Source organism: Bradyrhizobium sp. NAS96.2, from assembly GCF_001908235.1.
Lineage (GTDB): Bacteria > Pseudomonadota > Alphaproteobacteria > Rhizobiales > Xanthobacteraceae > Bradyrhizobium.
Window position 1 is genome coordinate 1 of the sequence record NZ_LGHK01000054.1, and the last position, 22,691, is coordinate 22,691.

Annotated in this window: 19 protein-coding genes and 1 tRNA gene; 8 read left to right on the forward strand and 12 right to left on the reverse strand. The window is 65.7% G+C overall.

From position 1 onward, the window contains the following. Window positions 1-61: 61 nt before the first annotated feature. Window positions 62-137, forward strand: a tRNA-Ile gene (locus tag AC628_RS13490). 441 nt (window positions 138-578) lie between these two features. Here AC628_RS13490 and AC628_RS13495 read toward each other — a convergent pair. The 11 genes from AC628_RS13495 to AC628_RS13545 form a co-directional block, all read right to left on the reverse strand. Then, window positions 579-1,385: a Crp/Fnr family transcriptional regulator gene (locus AC628_RS13495; protein ID WP_074127293.1), complete on the reverse strand. Its 807-nt coding sequence runs from the start codon at window positions 1,383-1,385 to the stop codon at window positions 579-581. Between the two features lie 549 nt (window positions 1,386-1,934). Further along, window positions 1,935-3,443 carry a glycerol-3-phosphate dehydrogenase gene (locus AC628_RS13500; RefSeq protein WP_074127294.1) on the reverse strand — a complete coding sequence of 503 codons (1,509 nt, stop codon included), beginning with the start codon at window positions 3,441-3,443 and terminating at the stop codon, window positions 1,935-1,937. After that, window positions 3,440-4,168: a class II aldolase/adducin family protein gene (locus AC628_RS13505; protein ID WP_074127295.1), complete on the reverse strand. Its 729-nt coding sequence runs from the start codon at window positions 4,166-4,168 to the stop codon at window positions 3,440-3,442. The genes AC628_RS13500 and AC628_RS13505 overlap by 4 nt, the downstream gene beginning before the upstream one ends. Before the next feature lie 34 nt (window positions 4,169-4,202). Further along, on the reverse strand, window positions 4,203-5,243 hold the full coding sequence (locus AC628_RS13510) for a 2-hydroxyacid dehydrogenase (protein ID WP_074127321.1): 1,041 nt from the start codon (window positions 5,241-5,243) through the stop codon (window positions 4,203-4,205). After that, window positions 5,236-6,816: an FGGY-family carbohydrate kinase gene (locus tag AC628_RS13515; RefSeq protein ID WP_074127296.1), complete on the reverse strand. Its 1,581-nt coding sequence runs from the start codon at window positions 6,814-6,816 to the stop codon at window positions 5,236-5,238. The genes AC628_RS13510 and AC628_RS13515 overlap by 8 nt, the downstream gene beginning before the upstream one ends. Before the next feature lie 2 nt (window positions 6,817-6,818). After that, the gene (locus AC628_RS13520) at window positions 6,819-7,934 is read right to left on the reverse strand and encodes an ABC transporter ATP-binding protein (protein ID WP_502689734.1); all 1,116 of its coding nucleotides are present in this window, start codon (window positions 7,932-7,934) and stop codon (window positions 6,819-6,821) included. A gap of 12 nt (window positions 7,935-7,946) precedes the next feature. Further along, window positions 7,947-9,044 carry an ABC transporter ATP-binding protein gene (locus AC628_RS13525; RefSeq protein WP_074127297.1) on the reverse strand — a complete coding sequence of 366 codons (1,098 nt, stop codon included), beginning with the start codon at window positions 9,042-9,044 and terminating at the stop codon, window positions 7,947-7,949. A gap of 4 nt (window positions 9,045-9,048) precedes the next feature. After that, window positions 9,049-9,906, reverse strand: a complete 858-nt coding sequence (locus AC628_RS13530; RefSeq protein WP_074127298.1) for a carbohydrate ABC transporter permease — start codon at window positions 9,904-9,906, stop codon at window positions 9,049-9,051. Window positions 9,907-9,920: 14 nt separating this feature from the next. Beyond that, window positions 9,921-10,850, reverse strand: a complete 930-nt coding sequence (locus AC628_RS13535; RefSeq protein WP_199196619.1) for a carbohydrate ABC transporter permease — start codon at window positions 10,848-10,850, stop codon at window positions 9,921-9,923. A 117-nt stretch (window positions 10,851-10,967) separates the two neighbouring features. Then, window positions 10,968-12,407, reverse strand: a complete 1,440-nt coding sequence (locus AC628_RS13540) for an extracellular solute-binding protein (RefSeq protein ID WP_074127299.1) — start codon at window positions 12,405-12,407, stop codon at window positions 10,968-10,970. A 28-nt stretch (window positions 12,408-12,435) separates the two neighbouring features. Beyond that, window positions 12,436-13,452 (reverse strand): sugar-binding transcriptional regulator, encoded by a 1,017-nt coding sequence (locus AC628_RS13545; RefSeq protein WP_074127300.1) that lies wholly within the window; start codon window positions 13,450-13,452, stop codon window positions 12,436-12,438. 134 nt (window positions 13,453-13,586) lie between these two features. Between AC628_RS13545 and AC628_RS13550 the strand changes: the two genes are divergently transcribed. The 7 genes from AC628_RS13550 (at window position 13,587) to AC628_RS13580 (ending at window position 21,660) form a co-directional block, all read left to right on the forward strand. Beyond that, window positions 13,587-14,867 (forward strand): FGGY-family carbohydrate kinase, encoded by a 1,281-nt coding sequence (locus AC628_RS13550; protein ID WP_074127301.1) that lies wholly within the window; start codon window positions 13,587-13,589, stop codon window positions 14,865-14,867. Beyond that, complete coding sequence (locus AC628_RS13555; protein WP_074127302.1) at window positions 14,864-15,733, forward strand: TIGR01459 family HAD-type hydrolase; 870 nt, start codon at window positions 14,864-14,866, stop codon at window positions 15,731-15,733. Before AC628_RS13550 ends, AC628_RS13555 begins: the two co-directional genes overlap by 4 nt. Before the next feature lie 8 nt (window positions 15,734-15,741). Further along, window positions 15,742-16,770: a class II aldolase/adducin family protein gene (locus AC628_RS13560; RefSeq protein ID WP_074127303.1), complete on the forward strand. Its 1,029-nt coding sequence runs from the start codon at window positions 15,742-15,744 to the stop codon at window positions 16,768-16,770. 224 nt (window positions 16,771-16,994) lie between these two features. Further along, the gene (locus AC628_RS13565) at window positions 16,995-18,452 is read left to right on the forward strand and encodes an SLC13 family permease (RefSeq protein ID WP_074127304.1); all 1,458 of its coding nucleotides are present in this window, start codon (window positions 16,995-16,997) and stop codon (window positions 18,450-18,452) included. A 28-nt stretch (window positions 18,453-18,480) separates the two neighbouring features. Further along, window positions 18,481-19,758 carry a CaiB/BaiF CoA transferase family protein gene (locus AC628_RS13570; RefSeq protein WP_074127305.1) on the forward strand — a complete coding sequence of 426 codons (1,278 nt, stop codon included), beginning with the start codon at window positions 18,481-18,483 and terminating at the stop codon, window positions 19,756-19,758. Window positions 19,759-19,780: 22 nt separating this feature from the next. Then, on the forward strand, window positions 19,781-20,614 hold the full coding sequence (locus AC628_RS13575) for a citryl-CoA lyase (RefSeq protein ID WP_074127306.1): 834 nt from the start codon (window positions 19,781-19,783) through the stop codon (window positions 20,612-20,614). Beyond that, a complete protein-coding gene (locus AC628_RS13580) occupies window positions 20,611-21,660 on the forward strand; it encodes an amidohydrolase family protein (protein WP_210190199.1) in 1,050 nt (349 codons plus the stop codon). Before AC628_RS13575 ends, AC628_RS13580 begins: the two co-directional genes overlap by 4 nt. Here the strand turns inward: AC628_RS13580 and AC628_RS13585 are convergent. Beyond that, window positions 21,614-22,612: a LysR family transcriptional regulator gene (locus AC628_RS13585; RefSeq protein WP_083632848.1), complete on the reverse strand. Its 999-nt coding sequence runs from the start codon at window positions 22,610-22,612 to the stop codon at window positions 21,614-21,616. The genes AC628_RS13580 and AC628_RS13585 overlap by 47 nt on opposite strands. Window positions 22,613-22,691 lie beyond the last annotated feature (79 nt).

The window sequence follows — 22,691 nt, forward strand, 5'->3', positions numbered from 1 at the left end:
CGCAGCCTGTAAACGGAGCCCGCACCGTTGCCGGCCGCCCCCCGCGGCCCGCAAGGCGGCGGGGCCTGTAGCTCAATGGTTAGAGCCGGCCGCTCATAACGGTCTGGTTGCAGGTTCGAGTCCTGCCGGGCCCACCAAGAATATCAGTGTCGTACTGGGTCCTCGTTGCCCGTCGCGCGACGACCGCACCAGATGCGCGTACTCTTCGTTCGTGCGCAAGTTCGCGAGGACGTCGGACCAACTCGCAGGATGAGTCGATGCGACAGTATCTGGAAGATCCGCCATCCGGTTTGGCCGCCATAGACGGCTTTTTGACCTGACCGCGCGGAACGCCTGCCGCTCGCCACTCCCTTCTCCGTCGGCGGGAAAGCTGTCCGCCCTATCCAACTGCGTTGATGTGCGAACGGACGAGTGGACGATCCAGAAAGGGACGCCTCCCTCAATCGAAAAAGAGGCAATTGCAAGCTACCAGAGCCATTGGCCAAAAATCGGTCGTCGGCGTTGCTAACGCTTTTGAATTCACCGGCGATGCAGAAGTGCCGTTTGACGATTATCGGGATACCCGTGCTACTCCACCGTCAGCTCGCGGAGGCGGTCTGCACCGCGATCTTGTTCTGCGCGATGATGGCTTCGGCCCGCGCGAGATTTTCCAGGAGGCGCTGGCTCGTCAAGACAAGGAAATAATAGCCGAACTGCGGGTTCTGGAAGTAGATCTCGAGCAGCTTTTCATAAGTGATGGTTAGAACGTGCCCGTCCTCGATACATTCGATGGTCGCGGTCCGGCGGTTGTCAGGCGTGAGGAAACCGAGTTCGCCCATCAGGCGGCCCGGCGGAACATCGACGTTGATTTCAATGACTCGGAATCTGCCGGTAACTGTCAGCAGCATTTCGTTGGCTGCGTCACCTTTCTTCATCAAGATTTCGCCCTGGCGATACTTGCGCTGGGTCATGAACGGCTTGAGCCACTCCATCGACATGTCGCCCTGCGTTGCCGTGCGCGCCTTCTTCACCAGAGCGAGCATTTGATGAAGGCGGTAGGCGTTGATGGGAACCATCAGGAGATAAAGCAGAAACGTTGTGATGGCTCCAGTGAGCGCACCGAAGATGGCAAAGAATACGCAACCGATCATGTTGGCGACTCGGAGCGGGACCATGGTCTGCGTCAGAAGGGTGGCGACAAAGAAGGTCGCGCCGACCAAAGCGAACATGTTTGCCAGGGTGATGTTGTGCAGAAAGATTTCCAGCAGGCGGCTGAAGATGGCGTTCCAAGTCACGTCATTGGGATCGAGACCGATCTGAATCAGAATCTTCGCGAACCTGAGGTTGTCGGTTGCCGCATCGAGAATGCGATCCAGTATGCTGGACACGTCTGCGCTGATCATCATTTGGTTTCGCCAAAGTGTTGTGTAAGCCAATACCGGCAGCGGCTATTCCGGATGAAACCGTTGCGCCCGTCAAGTCGAACGAAAGACTCGGCAAGCGCGAGATGGAGTGAACGGGGATACCGCGACCATCCAGCCTCCTTCAAGCGGCACCGGAAGCATCGCATGCATCACCAGGGCAAGGACGGCGCCACCCCATGCATCGCCAAATATACAGCAGGCGCGCAAGCTCCGACCGGCAGGTCCAAGCTCCTTGCCATAGATTCTCGTTCCCATCCCCGACTTTTCCGTGACGAACATCACTCCGTGGACTATCCTCAGCGATAGGAGGCGACACGGGGCTGTCGCCCGCCTGGCAGAATTAGAACTGCAGCCGACCGGATATTCGGATCAGGTATGATCCAATCGATCCGGACCGATTCGATCGGCCAATCGCCTCCCTTCGCATCGGGACCGGTGAGGATCACGACGAGCTTCCGCTGCAGTCGCATAAGGGCAGCTGGATCGACGGGCGAGATCGAAACAGGCCTTCACCTTGATGCAGATGCCGCCCTAGATGCAGCTCTCGAATGCCAGCCGCTCCGTCGGCGTCAAATGCAAGCCGTGCTTGGTGCGCCGATCCAGGAAGTCGGCAGGCAACTTGGCCCACTCCTTCGCGCGCAGATACGCCGCCTCGCATTCATAGAAATCGCCGCCGAAATGCTGGCCCAGATCGGCCAGGATGCGGGTCGAGCCGAGCAGCTCGCGCGCGCGTGTCCCGTAGAGACGCGCATAGTGATGGATCAGCCTTTGCGGCAGATCGGGATAGTCGCTCGTCAGCGCGCGGGAGAAATCATCGAAGCTGCCGCCGATGTCGCCGCCCGGCAGCGGCCGGTGCGCGGTCCAGGCCGACGACAGTTTTGGAAACCACGGCGCCAGGCGCTGCATCGCCTGCTCGGCGAGCCGGCGATAGGTCGTGATCTTGCCACCGAAGATCGAGAGCAGCGGCGGCGCGCCCTCGGCGCCGTGAACCTCGAACACATAGTCGCGCGTCACGGCCGACGGATTGTCGGCATTGTCATCGTAGAGCGGCCGAACGCCGGAGAAGGCGTGCACGATCTCGCTCGGCTGCGGCGGCGTCCGGAAATAGCGTCGCAGCACCTGCAGCAGATAATCCGTCTCGTCCTCGCCGATCGCGACGTCCTCGGCACGGCCCTGATAGGGAATGTCTGTCGTGCCGATCAATGCGAGATCGTCCTCGTAGGGATTGACGAAGATCACCCGCCGATCGGTATTTTGCAGCAGATAGGCCTGCGGCCCGTCCCAGAATTTCGGCACCACGATGTGACTGCCCTTCACCAGCCGCACGCTCTGGGCAGAGTTCAGCCCGGTCACGCCCTGGATGACATCCTGCACCCATGGCCCGGCGGCGTTGACCAGCGCGCGCGCCCGCACAACCTGCGCGGTGCCGTCATCGCCCTGCATCTCGAGCAGCCAGGTCTCGCCGTCCCGGCGCGCACGCACCGCCCGCGTGCGCGGCAGGATGCGGGCGCCGTTCTGCGCGGCATCGATCAGATTGAGGATCACCAGCCTGCTGTCATCGACCCAGCAGTCTGAATATTCGAAGCCCCGCCGGAACTGCTTGTGCAGCGGCGCGCCCTCCGGGGCCTGCGACAGATCCAGGCTGCGGCTCGCCGCCAGCTGTTTGCGGCCGCCGAGATGGTCGTAGAGCAACAGTCCGGTGCGGACCAGCCAGGCCGGCCGCTGCTCCGGCGAATGCGGCAGCACGAAGCGCATCGGCCAGATGATGTGCGGCGCGGACGCGAGCAGCACCTCGCGCTCGATCAGCGCCTCGCGCACCAGGCGGAACTCGTAGTATTCGAGATAGCGCAGCCCGCCATGAATCAGCTTGCCGGAGCGGGACGAGGTGCCCTCGGCGAAATCATCCTTCTCGCAGAGCAGGACCTTCAACCCGCGGCCGGCGGCATCACGGGCGATGCCGGCGCCGTTGATGCCGCCACCGATGACCGCGATATCGACCAGCCCGTGATCCCTGCCTGCGACCGGCGCAGTGCCCGTCATCGTTTGCTGCTACGCCGTTTCTCGGCGCGACGCGGCGCCGCCTTGGCCGTCGCGCGGGCCTTGTTCGGCTTCGGCGCCTGCAAGCCGTAGGTGGAGAACCCCTTCGCGGTGTCGGCGATCTCCTCGTCGGACAGGATGATCCGCGAGTCGAGCGCGAGCGAGAGGTAGTATTGCCGCGCGATGGTCTCGAGCTCGACCGCGAGCCACATCGCCTTGTCGAGATTGGCGCCGAGCGCGATCATGCCGTGGTTGGCGAGCAGGCAGCCATTGCGGCCCTCCAGCGCCGCGATCGCGTGGTCGGACAATTCCTTGGTGCCGTAGCGCGCGTAGCCGGCGCAGCGGATGTCGGTGCCGCCGAACGCCGCCATCATATAGTGGCAAGCCGGGATCGGCTTACGCGCGATCGCGAGCACGGTCGCGTAGGTCGAGTGGGTATGGACGATGGCGCCGACATCGGGCCGGGCGCGCGTGATGTCAAGATGGAAGCGCCATTCGGTGGACGGCTGCAGCGGCCCCTCCCACGTGCCGTAGTCGCCCTCGAGCGGCATCGACGCGATCATCTCCGGCTTCATCGAATCATAGGGGGTTGCCGACGGCGTGATCAGCATCCGGTCCTTGTAGCGGGCGGAGATGTTGCCTGATGTCCCCTGGTTGAGACCCGACGCATTCATCCATCGGCACTTGGCGATAACAGCCTCGCGCAATTGTCGTTCCTCACGGGTCATACGGACTGCCTTTCTCTTCAACACGGCTTGCTCTTCAGCACGGATTGCGTGGCGGCTCGCCGGCCAGGAAGCGGCGAACCTCTTCGGCCGCCTGCTCGGCGGCCACGGTGACGGTACGCACGGAGGCGCCGGCGATGTGCGGCGTCAGCGTGACGTTGGGAAGTCGCAAGAGCGGCCAGTCCTCGGGGACGGGCTCGACCGCGAAGGTATCGAGCATGGCGCCGCCGAGATGGCCTGATGCCAGCGCGTCATGCAGCGCCTCGTAATCGACCAGCGGGCCGCGCGCGGTGTTGATCAGGAACGCGCCCGGCTTGATCCGCGCCAGCGCGTCGCGCCCGATGAAGCGGGTGGTCTCCGGCGTCACCCGCGCGTGCAGCGTGATGACGTCGGCGCGGCCGAGCAGCTCACCGAGCGCGACATGCTCGACGCCGTCATTGCGGTCCTGGGCGCTGAGCTGGACATAGGGATCGGCGACCAGGATCCTGCAGCCGAACGCCTTCAGCAGCTTGACGACACGGCTGCCGATCGCGCCGTAGCCGACAATGCCGACCGTCATCTCGCCGAGCTCGCGCCCGGTGCGGTCGGCGCGATAGAGATCGCCGCGCCACTCCCCGCCACGCAGCGCCTCATGACCGCTGCGGATCAGGCGTGTCTCGGCGAGAATGGCGCCGATGGTGAACTCCGCCACCGCACTCGCATTGCGGCCGGGCGTATTGACCACCAGCACGTTGTGGTCGCGCGCCGCCTGCATGTCGATGTTGACAGGGCCGCCCCGCGACACCGCAATAAACTTCAGCGTCGGCAACCGCTCCAGCATCGACCGCGAGATCGGCGCCAGGTGGGTGACGAGCAGCTCGGCATCGCCGATGAAGTCGATGATCTCGTCAGGCTGCCCCATGAATTCCTTCAGGCCATCGAGCTTCGAGCCGGCGTAACCGTGCTCCATCGGCTCGTCCGGCCAGGGCTGCTCCAGGGAACGGATATCGACGCCATTGCCGCAGGCCGCGCGGATATGCTCGGCGAACACCGACGGCAGCATGAAACGGTCGCCGACGATGGCGATGGACTTAGACATGGTCGCCTCCGGCGCGCAGCGCGGCGAGTTGCTTCCAGACCGGCCGCGACGCCAGCCGTGCATCGAGATAGGTCGGGAAGATGCTGGCGTAGCGCTTCGCCAGCGCGGCATCGGGCGATTGCGGGGCGCTCAGATGCGGCGTAACCCACTGCTCTGCGCAGGCGCGCATGTCGGGATAGGCATCGATCGCGACCGCGGCGATCATCGCCGCACCTGCCGCGCCGGCCTCGGCGCGGCTGCAGATCCGGACGTCGCAATCCAGCGCGGCCCCGAGGATGGCACCAAGCGCACGGCTCTTCGCCGCGCCGCCGGTGATTCGGACATCGCGCGGCAGCGACCCCATCGCGGCGTAGCAATCCCGTGCGGCGAAGGCCAGGCCCTCCATCACGCCGCGCATCAGGTCGCCATAGCGATGGCGCGAGCGCAGGCCGAAGAATTGCGCGCTGGCCTCGTGCGCGACGAACGGGCCACGTTCACCCGCATCTGAAATAAACGGATGGAACAGCACCTCGCCGGGCTTGGCCCGCAGCACCTGATCGTCGAGCCGGCGGATCAGCTCGGTCCGCGTGCGCGTCACGCCCTCCGCCGCCAGCAAGTCGCAGGCGAGATCGAGCATCCAGTCGATGTTCAGCGTCGCCGCCATGTTGGACTGCATCTGGGCATAGTGACCCGGCACCGGGAACGGCATGGTGTAGCCGGTTGCCTCGCGGTTCAGCGTCACCGCGTCGGCGCTCGACACCAGCCGCATATGCATGCCGGTCGAACCGATGATGGTGCAGCCGACCTCGGGTGACGGATCGTAGAGCCCGGCCCCGAGTGCGTTGCAGATCACGTCGACATAGCCGAGGCAGACCGGTACGCCTTCCGGCAGGCCGATCTCGATGGCCGCCGCCGTGGTGAGCGGATGCGTCATGACCGCACCGTCGACGACTTGCGGGAACAGGTGCGTCAGGTCGGCAATGCCGATCAACCCTGCGGTCTCCGCATCGAAGCCGCGCTTGCGGAAATCGCCGCAGGAGAACGTGGCTTCCGACGGATCGGTTGCACGCTCGCCGGTGAGCAGGAAATAGAGCCAGTCCTTGCAATGGAACGCGGTTGCCGCCCTGGCGATCGCCTCGGGCATATGCGCCTGCAGCCACGCCAGTTGCGGCCCCTGCTGGCAGGCATTGAGCCCGGAGCCGGTGCGGCGGTAGAGCAGCCCGTTGCGCTCGCTGGCGCGGATCTCCTCGACCAACCGCCCCGCGCGCGAGTCGAGCCACAGCAGTGCCGGCGCAACCGGCCGCCCGTCATCATCGATCAGCCAGGTGCCGTCGCCCTGCCCGGTCACCGCGATCGCCGCAATGCGTGCGGACAAGTCGGGCACCGACTTTGCCAGCGTGCGAATGACCGCGACCGTATCGGTCCAGGTCCGCGCCATGTCCTGCTCGACATGGCCGCCGGCCAGGCTGCTATACGCATTCGGCCGCGAGACGTCGGCAAGCTGCTCGCCGGCCAGTGTAAACGCCACCGCCTTGATCAGCGAGGTGCCGGCATCGATGCCGATGATGACGTCGCGGCTTGCAGAAGCAGCCATGGTCAGGACACCTCCGCATGGCGAATGCAGGTTCCGTCGTTGCCGAAGATGTGCAGGTGGCGCGGCTCCAGCGCGAACGGCACGATATCGCCCGGCCGCGCGGCGACGCGGCCCGGCGTGACCGCGATCAGCATGCGGCCGTTGCAATCGCCGGCGACATGCGACTGATCGCCGAGCCACTGGTTGGAGACGACCTTCACCCTGACATCGCCGGTCCCGACCGCGATCTTCTGCGGACGAATGCCGATCCGCACCTGCGGCGTGCCGGCGAGCGCACTCGCCGCCTCGCTGTCGAGCCCGGCGCCGTTGACGTCGAAAGCCATGTCGGTTCCGACCGACAGGCGGAAGCCGCCATCCGAGCGCGTCACGCCGGCGTCGAGCAGGTTCATCGGCGGCTCCCCGATGAAGCTCGCAACGAACAGATTGGCGGGCCGGCCCTTCAGCTCCTTCTCGCTGGCGAATTGCTGCAGCACGCCGCCTTCCATCACCGCGATGCGGTCGGCCAGCGCGCTGGCTTCGGTCTGGTCGTGGGTGACGAAGATCGCAGTCATGCCGCGCTCGGCCAGCAGGCTCTTGATCCGGCCGCGCAGCACCGCGCGCAGCTGCGGCTCGAGCTGCCCCATCGGCTCATCGAGCAGATAGAGATCGGCATCGCGCACCAGCGCCCGCGCCAGCGACACGCGCTGCTGCTGGCCACCGGAGATCGCGCGCGGATAGCTGTCGAGGATGTCCTCGATCTCGACCAGGCGGGCAATCTCGTCGACACGCCGCGTCACCTCAGCGCGCGGCAGCTGGGCGGATTTCAGTGCGAACGCGATATTCTCGCGGACCGTGAGCGGCGGATAGAGCGAGTAGCCCTCGAAGGCCATCGCGACCTTGCGCCGCGCCGGCGGCAGCTCGTGAATCCGCCGCCCGCCCAGCGCGATCGATCCGGCCGAGACGTCCTCGAAGCCTGCGATCATCCGCAAGGTCGAAGTCTTGCCGCATCCCGACGATCCCAACAGCGCAACGATCTCGCCCTTCTCGACCGCCATATCGAGCGCGCGCACCGCGTGCACCGGCGCATTGCCACGGCTGCGATAGACCTTGTCGATGCCTCGAAGCTCGAGCATGTCCATGACCATCCGCTCCTATGCCGCCTTGAGCCGGTGCGTCGGCCCGATCCGCAGCCCGGTCGCGCGATCGAACAGCATCGCAGCATCACTCGCGAAGCGGACGAAAACGCTATCGTCGGCCGCGCCCTGCGGCGCATCCGGCGGCAGCGCCGCCAGCCACTCCGTTCCATCGGCGAGACGGAGCAGCAGCACCGCCTTTTCGTGCATCGGCGTGATCGCAAGGATACGCGCCGGGATGGCGCCGTCGCCGGACGCGGATGAGACCGCGAGATCCTCCGGCCGGACGCCAAGCCAGCATGAACCGGGCGACGCTGCGCCATCGGCCGCACCGAGCCGCATCCTGGCGCCGGCAACCATCGCCGACAACATGCCATGCTCCGCGACTGGAGATACCTCGGCGAGGTTGATGGTCGGATCGCCGAACAGCCGCGCGATCGCAACCGACGCGGGTTGGGCATAGATATCGGCAGGCGTTGCGACCTGCGCGAACCTTCCATCGATCAGCACCGCGAGGCGGTCGGCGATCGCCATCGCCTCGCGATAATCCTGAGTCACGTAGAGCACCGCGGCGGTGCCACGCCGCAGCAGGTTCGGCAGCTCGAGGCGCATCTCGTAGCGCAGCTTGGCGTCGACGTTGCGCAGGGGATCATCCAGCAGCAGCACGTCCGGATTGCCGATCAGCGCACGCGCCAACGCGGTGCGCTGCTTCTGCCCGTTCGACAATTCGCGCGGGGCGTGGCCAAGCACGTGCTCGATCTTGAGCAGCTTGCTGATCGCGGCAACCCGGCTGGCGACTTCGCTGCCGCTGGCACGCAGGCCGCTTGCGATATTGTCGCGGGCGGTCATGTGCGGGAACAGAGCAAAATTCTGGAACGCCATGCCGATGCCGCGCCGCTCGGGCGGCGCGCCGACGACCGAGCGGCCGCCGACCAGGATGTCGCCGTCGTCGGGCTCGAACATGCCCGCGATCATGCGCAACAATACGGTCTTGCCGCTGCCGGATGGTCCGAACACCGCCACGATCTCGCCGGGCTCGACCGCGAGCGACAATCCGTCGGCGGGCCGCGCCGCACCGAATGCCTTGCTCACCGCATTGATTTCGAGACGCGCCATCGGATCAGCCTTTCACCGCGCCGAGCGAGAGACCTTCGACCAGATAACGCTGCGCATAGAGCGCGAGCAACAGCGTCGGCGTCACCGACAGCACGATCGCCGCAGCGATCTGGCCATACTGGATTCCCGACGCGGTGACGAAGGCGAGCGCGCCGACCGTCACCGGCTGCTTGTCGGCGGACGCCAGAATCAGCGCGAAGACGAAATTGTTCCAGCAGAAGATAAACGACAACAGCCCCGCCGCGGCGATCCCGGGTCCTGCCAGCGGCACCGCGATCCGGGTGAAGGCCTCGCGCCAGGAATGGCCCGCCAGCCGGTAGGCATGCTCGATGTCAGGGCTGATATCCTCGAAATAGCCGCGCACGATCCACAGGATCAGCGGCAGCGCGATCAGCTGATAGACCCAGACGATGCCAAAGTAAGTGTCGTTGAGCCCGAGCTCCTGATAGTACAGCGACAGCGGCAGCAGCACGAGCAGCGGCGGCGCGAAGCGGAACGACAGCAGCGTGAAGGCGATGCTCTCGCCGAGGCGGAATTTGAAGCGCGCGAAGGCATAGGCGGCCGGTACGCCGAGCAGCAGCGCCAGCAGCACCGCCGCGCTCGACAGCACGACGCTGTTGAACAGATTGCGCATGAAGGAGATCTGCAGATTGCCGGCCGCGGTGCGCAGCTGGCCGGAGATCAGCGCCTCGTAATTCGCAAACGTCGGCTCGAACAGGATCCGCGGCGGAATCCTTAAGATCTGCTCGTTGGTCTGGAACGACATCAGGAAGATCCAGACGATCGGAAACATGAAGAAGATCAGGATCAGCGTGAGCGCCACGCCGCGGAAGATGCGACCGGCAAGGCTGGAATGTTCCATCGCGCCGCTCCCCCTCACGCGTGGCCGTGCGCACGCGCGCGCAGCCGCAGCCAGTTCTTGATGAAGATGTTCGACAGGATGTTGGTGATCAGCCAGAGGATCATCAACAGCGCCGCCGACCTGCCGACATTGGTGTACTGGAAGAACTCCAGATAGGCCTGCACCTGGAACACCATCAGCCGGTCGCCCGGTCCGCCCTGCGTCATCGCATAGATGATGTCGAACTGCTGGATCGAATCGAGCAGGCGGAACAGCGATGCCGTGATGATGTAGGGCGCCAGCATCGGCAGCGTGATCCGGAAGAAGACGAAGCTCGCCGGCACGCCGTCGAGCGCCGCGGCTTCGAACGGCTGCCGCGGCAGCGAGCGCAGGCCTGCCAGCAGCAGGATCATGATGAAGGGCGTGTAGACCCAGACGTCGACCAGCACGACCGTGAACAGCGCGCTCGACGGATCGGAGGCCCATTTGAAGTCGGTGACGCCGAACAGGCCGACCAGATAGGACAGAATGCCGAAGCTCGGATTGGTCATCAGCTTCCACATCAGCGCGGCGATCGCCGGCGCCGTCATCAGCGGCAGCAGCAGCATGATCGACACCGCATTGTGGAAGCGGGTCGGCCGCCGCAGCAGCAGCGCGATGCCGAGGCCGAGCAGAAGCTCGAGCACGACCGTCACCGCGGTGTAGGTGATCGAGATCCGGAACGTATTCCAGAACGCCGGATCGGACAGGAAGTCGATGTAGTTGCCTGCACCGATAAAGCCGCGCAGGTAAGGCAGGTTCAGCCGGTAGCGCTGCAGCGAATAGACCGCCGCGGTCACGAACGGAACCAGGATCGCCACGCAGACGAGCAGCGCCGGCAGGCTCAGCAGATAGGGCAAGAGGCGCACGCGCGGCCTTGGTTTGGCCGGCGCTGCCTGCGCGTTCGTCTGGAGAAGTTGGACCATGCTCATGATGATAGGAGATCGCGTTCCACTGGCAAACGCCGCCGGCTCGGATGGGACAAGGCTCCGAGCCGGCGGATGGGTGCGGTGCGGGGGATCAGGCACCGCACAGTTGACCCGTCAGCCGAGACCGGCCTGCTTGAGCTGGCGGTTGATGCTGTCGGCGAGCTTGTCGAGCCCTTCGTCGACGCTGACCTCCTTCGCCACCATCTTCTGCAGCGAGGCGGCCCATTCCGTCGTCAGATCGAAGAACAGCGGCTGCGCCGTGAAGTAGATCTTGGCGCCGGGCGACGACATGTCGTGCTGATCGAGATAGCCGGGATAGGACTTTGCGATGCGGTCGCGGAACTCGCTGTCCTTCCACACCGAGGTGCGCACCGGATTGACGAAGTCCATCTTGCGCGCGCCGAACAGGTCGTGCTCGACGGAGGCCGCCCACTGCATGAACAGCCATGCGGCGTCCTTCTGCTTGGAGAAGGTCGACATCGCGAGCGACCAGATCCAGACATTCGGGGTCGGCGCCTTGGCAGCCGGATTGGCGGCGAACGGCGCGTAGCCAAGATGCCCCTTTTCCTTGTTGTCGCCGCCATTCATGAAGTAGCCGAGGATGTCGGCGTCGAAGATCATGCCGGAGGCGCCGGCGCCGAGATCGGTGCCGACCTGGTACCAGGTGTAGGTCGACCAGTTCTTCGGGCCCGAGGTCTGGATCATCTTCACCCACTTGTCGTGGAATTCCTTGGAGGCCTTGGTGTTCATCGCGGCCTTCAGCTTGCCGCCCTCCATCACGAAGTCCTTCTGGCCGAAATTCGAATAGGCCGACAGGAAGCCCGGATGGATGGTCGCCCAGGAGCGCGACCCGCGCACGCCGACGCCGTAGGGCCCGCCGGCGTCCTTGGTGATCTTGGCCGCAACCTCCAGCATCTCGTCGAGGTTCTTCGGCGGTTTGACGCCGACCTTGTCGAAGACGTTGCGGTTGTAGGTGATGTTGTTGAGCTCATAGCCCCACGGGATGCACCACTGCTTGGCCTTGCCCGAGCCGAGCTCGGAGCCGGCGACGCCGTCCCACGCCGTCGAGGCACGCAGGCCCGGCAGCACGTCGTCCCAGGCGAACGCCGGATTGGTCTTGGCGGGATCCTTGATGTAGGTGTTGAGGTCCTCGATCCAGCCCGCCGGACCATAGGTCCAGGTCATGTAGGCGCCGGTCATGAAGGCATCGTACTGATCCGACTTCGACGACAGCGCCGCCGTCACCTTGTCGAAATAGACGTCCTCCGGGAAGATGTCGTAGGTGACGTTCATGCCGGTGAGCGACTTGAACGCCTCGATGTCGCCGATCATCGCATCGACGTAAGGGTGCTTGTTCAGCAGCAGCTTGACGCTCTTGCCGCTCTGGGCCTTCCAGTTGAAGTCCGCGGCCATCGCCCTCGACATCGAGGAGGCGAAGGCGGCGTTGGCGGCAAGGCCCGCAATGCCGAGCTTGGCGGCGCCGTCGAGGAGATCGCGGCGGCTGATGCGTTTGGCAGCGTAGGAGTCGAACAGATTCTTCTCGCGATCGAACATGTATTTCCTCTCCTTGTTGACGCTTGTTTTATTTGTCCTTCCGGGTCTTGCTTCTTGTCTTGCCGGATGTGGTCTCCGGCTTGTCGGTGGCGAGCGCCTTTGCAGTCACCTCGTCGATGATGAGGCCGTGCAGCACGCCGCTGCGCAGCACGCCGCGCAGCGCGGTCACCTTGGCCGGCCCGCCGGCGATGGCGACGATGCGGTGCTTCCTGAGATCGGCCATGCTCATGGAGGTGGCGCGCGCCGACAGATCGGTGTCCAGCACCGTTCCGTCGGCGCTGAAGAAATGTCCGAGCAGATCGGCGCAGGCGCCGACGCGCTTCAGCTCGGCGACCTCGTCCGGCTTGATCATGCCGCTCGCCACCAGGAAGCCGTCATGGCTGACCTGGCCGATGCCGACGAACAGCAGCGACGCCTTGCGCGCCAGCGCGAACACGTCGGCGATGCCGAATTGCTGCATCAGCACGGCGCGATCGGCGACTGAATTGGCGAACACCGGCACCGGCAGCAGATAGGCTTCCGCGCCGGTGCGCTCGGCGAGGCGATGAATAACGTCGAACGGATTGGCGGCAAATTTCCGCGTCAGTCCGCCGAGCAGCGACACGAATTGCGCGTCGCGCGCCGGCGTCTGCGGCATCTGCTCGACCACGGCGGCGAGCGTGCGGCCATGGCCGACGCCGATCACCTTGTCGTCGCCGCGCTCCAGTATCTGGCGCAGGAAGCTCGCGCCTTCCAGCGCCAGCGCCTTGAGCGGCAGATCGCTCTCGCCGAGATCGGGCGCGACGCGGCAGAACGCAAGGCCGAAGCGCTGCGTGAGGTCGTTCTCCAGCGCGACGCATTCGGCGACCGGCCCCTCGACGAAGACGCGGATCATGCCCTCGCGGCTGGCGCGCGCAATCAGGCGGTGCGCCTTGGTGCTCTGGATGTTGAGACGGTCGGCGACCTCCGACTGGGTCAGCCCCGCCGCGAAATACAGCCACGCTGCGCGGGTCGCGAGCGACGCCTCGCCGTCGATCATCGGCAGCCTGTCGGGCGGAGTGGCCATGTCCGGAAAAGTCCGCTTGCAAATTTCTTCACGTCCTGCAAAAAATTGCAGAGGCCGGACGGGGCGTCAATCCCCTAAACGTGCTGCAGCGCAACCAATGTCGAAGCGCGGGCACGAGAGAGCGGTGAAGTCGGATGGGAGGTTTGTATCTCGGCATCGATGTCGGAACCGGCGGCGTCCGCGCCTGTGCAATCGATCCGCAGGCCGGCATTCGCGGCTTCGCTTCGATCGCGCTGCCTGCGCCGCGCGTCGACGGCAATGCCATCGACCAGAACCCGGAGCTGTGGTGGCAGGCGACGGAGACTGCGATCCGCAAGCTCGGCGAGACCGTCAGTCTTGGCGACGTCACGCGCATCATCGTCGACGGCACGTCGGGCACGCTGCTGCTGGTTGACGCGGCCGGCCGCCCCTGCTCGCCGGGGCTGATGTACAACGACGCGCGCGCCACCTATGAGGCCGCGCGCGTGGCGGCGGTCGCACCGCTTGAAAGCGGCGCGCACGGCGCGAGCAGCGCGCTCGCCAAGCTGCTCTATCTGCAGAACGAAGGCTATGTCGGCGATGCGCGCCACGCGGTGCACCAGGCGGACTGGATCGCGGGGCGACTCGCGAACCATCATGGCATCAGCGATGAGAACAACGCGCTGAAGCTCGGCTACGACCCGGTCGCGCGCGCCTGGCCGCCCTGGCTTGAACAACTCGGCGTGCGCGACGATCTGCTTCCCGAGGTACTGGTGCCGGGAACGCCATTTTCCGAGATGGATCCGCAGATCGCGCGCTCGCTCGGGCTGCCCGCCACAGCCCACGTCGCGGCCGGCACCACCGACGGCGTTGCGGCCTTCATCGCGACGCGGGCCGATCAGCCGGGCGATGCCGTCACCTCGCTCGGCACCACGCTGGTGGTGAAGCAGCTCGCGACCCAACCGATCTTCGCGGCCGATCAGGGCGTCTATTCGCACCGGCTCGGCGAACGCTGGCTCGCCGGCGGCGCCTCGAACTCCGGCGGCGCCGCACTGCTGCTGCATTTCACCGCCGACGAGATGGAGCGGCTGACACCGCAAGTGGAGCCCGATGCACCGACCGGGCTCGACTATTATCCGCTGCCAAAACCCGGCGAGCGCTTCCCGATCGCGGATCCCGCGCTGGCCGCGCGGATCACGCCGCGCCCGGCGGAGGACTGTCGCTTCTTCCAGGGCCTGCTCGAAGGCATCGCCTCGGTCGAAGCCCTCGCCTACCGGCAGCTGGCGCGGCTCGGCGCACCGCGCCTGCGCCGCGTCATCGGCATCGGCGGCGGCGCGAAGAACGATGCATGGACCAGGATCCGGCACCGCGTGCTCGGAGTTCCGGTCTCGGTCGCCGAGCAGACCGAAGCCAGCTACGGCGCCGCATTGCTCGCGCTGAACGGAGGTCCGCCATGAAGGCCGATGCGACCGCGATCGCCGGCCTTCACCTCATCGCCGACCGTTTCGATCATGTGCTGCTCGACCAGTGGGGCACGCTGCACGAAGGATTGGCGGTGTTCCCTGCGGCGCTGGACTGCGTGGCGCGGTTGCGCGAGGCCGGCAAGCGGATCCTGATCCTCTCCAATTCCGGCAAGCGCGCCGGCAGCAACCAGCGGCGCCTTGCCGCACTTGGTCTGCCCCCGGAGGCTTATGATGGCGTGCTGTCGTCGGGCGAGGTCACCTGGCGCGGCCTGCATGCGCGCGACCAGGCGCCCTTCGCCGAACTCGGACGCACCTGCTTTCTGATCTCGCGCGACGGGGACCGCTCGATCGTCGACGACACCGGCCTCACTGTCGCTTCGACCGTGTACGAGGCTGATTTCATCCTGCTCGGCGGCCTTGACGATGATACGGCCGAGCCTGAACGCTGGCGTAGGCTGCTGACGGCGGCCGCCGCGCGGCAATTGCCGATGCTGTGCGCCAATCCCGACCTCGTGATGTTCGGCGTCGCGGGACTGATTCCTGCACCGGGCGCGCTCGCCGCCTTCTATCAATCGCTCGGCGGCACCGTGCTGTTCGTCGGCAAGCCGCATCCACCGATGTTTACCGCCGCGCGCGATCAATTGGGACGTCCCGCACCGGAACGAATCCTCGTCATCGGCGACTCCCTCGATCACGATATCGCCGGAGGCCGCACGGCCGGCATGCTGACCCTGCTGATCGGCTCCGGCGCGCACCGCGCGACGCTTGCTCAGGCGCGCGATCTGCCGCAGGCGATCAAGACCGCGGCCGGCGCAGCGGCGCGGATGCCGCATTGGACCATGGACCATCTGACCTGGTGAGAGCCGAGATGCGACCGCCTCAAACGCTGAACGAACTGCGCCGCATGTCGGCACGCGTCGGCCGGAATATCCTGCTGGTGCAAGGCGCCGGCGGCAACTCGTCGGTCAAGGATGGCGACGTGCTGTGGGTCAAGGCGTCCGGCACCTGGCTCGCCGATGCCGAGGACAAGGACATTTTCGTGCCGGTCGCATTGTCGGCGGCGCGCGCGGCGCTGACCCAGGGCGACGAGCGCGTGCCGCTCGCGCCGAATGCCGGGACGACGCTGCGCGCCTCGATCGAGACCTCGCTGCATGCGCTGATGCCGCACCGGATCGTGCTGCATGTCCATTCCGTCAACACCATCGGCTGGGCGGTGCGCACCGATGCCCGCGACGAATTTGTCCGGCGTCTGCACGGGTTGGCCTGGCGTTACCTCGACTATCACCATCCGGGGCTGCCGCTCGCCCGCGCGGTCAGCGAGGCGATCGCGCAGAATGCGGTCGACGTCCTGATCCTCGGCAATCACGGCCTGGTGGTCGGCGCCGCCACCTGCGACGCGGCCGAGGCGCTGGTGGCCGAGGTCGAGCAACGTCTCGCGCTGGAACAGCGTCGCGCGCCGGCTGCCGATCATGACGCACTCCGGACGATCAGCGTCGGCACGACCTATCGCCTGCCGCGGGATCCGCGCAGCCACGACGTCGCCACCGATCGCTACAGCCGCGCGATCGCGACCAGCGGCTCGCTCTATCCCGATCACGTCGTCTTCCTTGGCCCGGGCCTGCCGGTCCTGGAGCGTCACGAGAGCCTGAGCGTCATGACCGCGCAGATCATCGCGAACGGCCTGCCGCCGCCGGTTGCGCTTCTCATTCCGGATGTCGGCAGCCTCATCCGCGAGGACGCGAGCGACGGCGCCGAAGCCATGCTGAGCTGTCTCACGCTGGTCACCTGCCGGCTGCCCCTGACCGCACGCGTCAACTATCTGACGGCGGAGAATGAGCACGCGCTGCTGAACTGGGACGCCGAGCGGTATCGCCGGCAGCTCACTGCCGATCGCTGATCCACCGGCTAACGCCGTCCGTCAGTCTGACGTCGCCGCAACCAGGCGCCTGATTGCAAGAGCGGTAGCCTCGCCGGTCGCGCACATTCCCGCCGGTTATCGTCTCCTGAAAACTTGCAATTGGACGCTGGTTCGGTCTGCGGGCTAATCCCACCGCGAAGCACGGCCTCCAAATCCGTGATGGCACCGATCCATCGCCGCATGCTTCGACAGGGAGAAAACACGTGTCATCTCACGCTCACGCGGAGACCAGCGAAGCCGCGCCCCGCTCGCTGGAGGCCACGCTGAAGGCGATCGGCGTTCCCCTCGCCCTTCTCGTCGCCGCCGCCATCTGGCTCAGCCCGACCCCGGAGACGCTGTCCTTGCAGGGACACAAGGCGCTGGCGCTGTTTGGCGGCATCTTCGTGCTCTATCTGACCGAGGCGATCCCATTGGCCATCGCCAGCCTGATGGTCGTGCCGCTCGCGGTGCTGACCGGAACGGCGCCGCTTCGGACCGCGCTCGACGGCTTTTCCGCCTCGCCCGTGTATCTGATCGTCGGCGCCTTCATCCTCGCGACCGCGATGGTGAAGACCCGGCTTGCCGAGCGCATCACCTACATCATTCTGGCGCGGTTCGGCAGCGCGCCGACGCGGATCACGCTCGGCGTGACGCTGGTCAATATTGCGCTCGCCTTCCTGGTTCCGTCTTCGACCGCGCGCACGGCAATCCTGCTGCCGGAATGCCTCAGCATCCTGACGATCTTCGGTGCGACAGCCCGCTCGCCATTCGCCATCAATCTGCTCCTGACCCTCACGATGACCAACGCGACGATCGGCGCCGGCGTGCTGACAGCGACGGTGCCAAATCCCGTCACGGTCGAGTTCGTCGCCAGGATGAGCGGCCACACCATCACCTATGCCGAATGGCTGCTCTACGGATTCCCGCCGGCGCTGGTGATGACCATGTTCACCTGGTGGGTCATCCAGCGCGTCTTTCCACCGGAGTTCAAGGCCGGCCACGACCAGGCCGACGCCCGCATCTCGCAGAATCTCGCCGCGATGGGACCGATGTCATCAGCCGAATGGCGCGCCCTGGCGGTGTTCGTGCTGGTGACCTGCCTGTGGGCGACGCAGGGTCTGACCGGACTCGACACCACGGTGGTGTGCCTGATGGGAGCCTGCCTGCTGTTCCTGCCGCGCTTCGGTGTGATCGACTGGAGCGATGCCAACAAGGGTGTGTCCTGGCAGGTACTGCTGATTGCCGGCGGCGGCGTGTCGCTCGGCGATATCCTTCTCAAGACCGGCGCCGCCAACTGGCTGGCGAACTCGATCTTCCATGCGCTTGGCCTCGCCGGTGCATCGGCACTCGTCGTCATCGTGGTCGTGATGTTCATCGTGCAATTCATGCACATCATGTTCGTCGGCACGACTGCCATGGCGACCGCGCTTTTGCCGATCATCCTGGCGATGGCAACGACCGCGGGCGTCAATCCGGTCGCTCTGGCGCTGCCGGCCGGAATGATCATCGGCGGCTACCCGCTGCTGATGTTCTACAACACGCTGCCGAACATCCTCGTCTACGGCACCGGCCGGCTCCGCGTCGAGGACTTCCCGCGGGTCGGCGTCATCATCTGCATCGCCGCCTGCCTGCTCTATGCCCTGTGCGCCGCGACCTGGTGGCACTGGCTCGGGCTGGTCTGATCAATCAAGCATCATCCGGAGAACACCTATGACACTGCCCCTCGCCGGCATTCGTATCCTCGACCTTTCGAACGTGCTTGCCGGTCCGTTCTGCGGCTATCAGCTCGCACGCCTCGGTGCCGAGGTCATCAAGGTCGAAAATCCCAAGGGCGGCGATCTCGCGCGCCGGCTCGGCGCCGATCCGGCAATGGCGAAGAACCTGATGGGTCTGTCGTTCGTCGCCGTCAACGCGGACAAGCAGTCCGTCGCGATCGATCTCAAGGCCGACGAAGGCAAGGAGATATTCCTCCGCCTCGTCGAGACCGCCGACGTGGTGCTGGAGAATTTCCGGCCGAAGGTCATGGAGCGGCTGGGGCTCGGCTATGAGGTGCTCGCAAAGCGCAACCCGCGCATCATCTATTGCGCGATCTCGGGCTTCGGCCAGGACGGCCCGTGGGCAGGCCGGCCGGCCTACGATCAGATCGTTCAGGGGCTGTCCGGCGTCATGAGCGTCACCGGCGATGCCGAAACTGCGCCGCTGCGGACCGGCTTTCCGATCGCCGACACGATCGCGGGCCTCACCGCATCCTTTGCGATCACGGCCGCCCTCGTCGAACAGCGGCAGACCGGGCACGGACGGAAGATCGATGTCTCGCTGCTCGAATCGACCTTGGCCGCGATGGGTTGGGTGGTTTCCAACCACCTCAACGGCAATGTCGATCCGCAACCGATCGGCAACGAGAATTTCACGGCAGCCCCCTCCGGCACGTTCGCGACGGGCTGCGGGCCGCTCAACATCGCAGCCAACGAACAGAAGCAGTTCGAAGCGCTTTGCGACATCGTCGGAAGGCCGGAGCTGAAGACCGATCCGCTGTTTCGCGAGCGGCAGTCACGCAAGGATTACCGCGTCGCCTTGAAGCGCGAGCTCGAGGTCGCTCTCGCCGCCAAGTCCGCGGCCGAATGGGAGACGCTATTCAACGCCAACGGCGTTCCGGCCGGATGCGTTCTGAGCGTGCCGCAGGTGCTGAACGAGGCGCAGATCGTCGGCCGCAAATTCGTCGAGAGCCTGAAGGCTGAGGTCTCGGGCGGCCAGACGATGCGCGTCACCCGCCCGGGCTTCCGGCTCGAGACCGATTATCCGGAACCATCGCCGCCGCCGAGCCTCGGCCAGGACACCGAGAAATGGCTCGGACAGCTCGGCTTCACACGCGACGAGATCCGAGCGCTCGGCGAGCGCGGCGTCGTCGCCTTCGACAACCGGCCGACGGTGAAGGAGACCGTCAAAATGCCGGACCTGAAGGCGCGCGCCGAAACCTCAAGCACTTAAGACGCAATCGAGGACAGATGCCATGACCGATCAAGGCTCCGCAGACCTGCTGCAAAAGGCCACCCAATGGTGGTCGACTGACATCATCGACATGAAGCCGGGCGTGATCCGGTTTCGCGGCTTCCCAATCGAGCAATTGATCGGCCGGGTCTCGTTCCCGCAAATGATCTGGCTGATGTTGAAGGGTGATCTCCCATCGGCAGAGCAAGGCGCGCTGCTGGAGGCTGCGCTGGTCTCCGCCGTGGATCACGGTCCCCAGGCGCCGTCGATCGCGATCGGACGGATGGCCGTGACCTGTGGGCTTCCCCTCAACGGTGCGATGGCCTCGGCCATCAACGTGCTGGACGAGATTCACGGCGGCGCCGGCGAACAATGCATGGAGCTGTACGCCGACATCGCGCGTCGCCAGGACGCGGGCATTGAGTTGACGACGGCCATCCAGCAGGGCCTCGACGCTTTCATCGCGGCGAATGGAAAGATCGTGCCCGGTTTCGGGCACCGCTTTCATCCGGTCGATCCGCGCTCACCGCGGCTGCTCGAACTCGTCGACGCGGCCCGCAGGGACAACGTGGTGTCCGGCCGCTTCGCCGAGATCGGCCGTGGCGTCGAGGCCGAGATGCAGCAGCGCAAGGGCCGCAAGATTCCCATGAACATCGACGGCGCAACTGCGGTCATCTATTCGGAGCTGGGCTTTTCGCCTGCGCTGGGACGCGGCCTGTTCATCCTCTCCCGTTCTGTCGGCATCCTTGCACATGCGTGGGAGCAATCGCAGCAAGGTGGCCGGATCAAAGGACCGATGCCACCGGGCATCCCCTATCGCTACACCGGACCCGCTCCGCGGGATTTCGCGAAGTGATCGCGTCGCCGACCGGAGGCGGCAACTATCTTGCCGTGCGGCCGGACTGGCTTGCGCGCGGCGTTGAGGCGGCGCTCGAACCCGAGCTGCCGATCATCGACGCCCACCATCATCTCTGGGACCGGCAAGGCTGGCGATATCTGTTCGACGAATATCTCGCCGATATCGCCGGAAGCGGCCACAACGTCATGGCGAGCATCTTCATGCAGTGCCAGGCGATGTACCGCGCCGACGGATCAGCCGCGACGCGCGTCGTCGGCGAAACCGAGTTCGTCAATGGCATCGCGGCCATGAGCGCGAGCGGCAATTACGGACCACGGCACCTTTGCGCCGGGATCGTCGGTCATGCCGATCTGCGTCTCGGAGAGGAGGTGACGCCGGTGCTGGAGGCCCACATCGCCGCAGCGCCCGGCCGCTTCAGCGGCATCCGGCATATCACCGTGTGGGATGCGGATCGAACCCTGATGAATCCGCTGAGCGCCGGTCCACCCGGGTTGCTCGGCGATGCCGCGTTTCGCGCCGGGTTTGCGCGGCTGGCGCCGTTGGGGCTGGTGTTCGACGCATGGCTGTTCCATCCGCAAATTCCTGAGCTGACCGAGCTCGCGCGTGCGTTTCCGCACACCACTGTCGTGCTCGACCATCTCGGCGGGATCGTGGGGATCGGCGCCTACAAGGATCGCCGCGCCGACATTTTCATCGAATGGACGCGCGCGATCCGTGAGCTCGCAAGATGCGAGAATGTCTGCGTCAAGCTCGGCGGCCTTGGCATGCGCATCAACGGATTTGGTTTCGAGACGCAGGACGCCCCGCCGGCGTCGGAAGTCCTCGCAGAGGCCTGGCGGCCCTATATCGAAGTCTGCATCGAGGCATTCGGCGCGCACCGATGCATGTTCGAGAGCAACTTTCCGGTCGACAAGGGCTCCTATGGCTATGGATCAGTGTGGAATGCGTTCAAGCGCCTGACGCGCCACGCGAGCGAGAGCGATCGCGCGAACCTGTTCAGTGGGACTGCCGCACGCGTTTATGGGCTCGCTCTGCCCGGCTGACCACGATGGCCGGCATGGCGGCTGCGGCATCCGTCATGCCGGGCAACGTGACCTGTTCGAGGAAGTCGCGCCCCCTGGATTTGAGCAGGCTCACGACCCGCTGCGCGGCCGGCGACAGATAGCCATCGCGGCGGGTGACAAAGCCCAGCGGCCTTCGCATCGTGGTGGTGTCGATCATCAGGCGGTCGAGCTGGCTGCCCAACCGAAGCGGATGCAGGTTCCGCGTGGAGGTGAAGCTGAGCAGCGCCGTGTCGGCGATCAGCTTGGGCAGCGTCGTGATCGAATTGGTCTCGATCTGGACCGTCGGCGGCGCAAGCCCGTGCGCTTCGAATACGTTGTCGAGCCACTGTCGCATCGCGACGGTGCGGGCCGGCAGCACCCATTTCACGGTGACCAGGTCCTCGATGGCGAGCCGCTTGCCGCACAGCGGATGGTCCTTTGCGGCGACGACGACGACGTCGTCCATGCCGAACGCCTCGTGGCTGAACTCCTGCTCGTCGGACGGAAGGATCGGGCCGATCGCTAGATCGAGTGTCCGCTCGCGAAGCGCCGCCCTGACCACGCCGCTCATTCCGATCTGTACCTCGATCGCGAGGCCCGGCGCATCGGCGATGATGGCACGGCAAATCTGCGGCAGCAGGTACTCGCCCATCGTCGCACCGCAGCCGATACTGACGCGACCGGCCGCACCGGCGGCGAAATCGGTGACCTCGCGCAGCGATTCCTCCATGGCTTCGCGCATCCGCCGGGCGCGTGCCAGCAGCACTTCACCGACGCGCGTGAGGGTGATCCCGCGCCCGGTCCGCTCGAACAGATCGGCACCCACGGCTTCCTCGAGGCGCTGAATGCATTTGGTCAGCGCGGGCTGCGTGCGGCCGAGCTTGTCGGCGGCCCGACCCATATGACCGAGATCGGCAATCACCTCGAAATAGGTGAGGTCGCGAAGGTCCACTTCTTCCTCCCGGTTATCGGTTCTTGAACATTAGCGATTGGACCGCCGTCCGCTCAGTCTGGCAGTTTTGAACCTAACA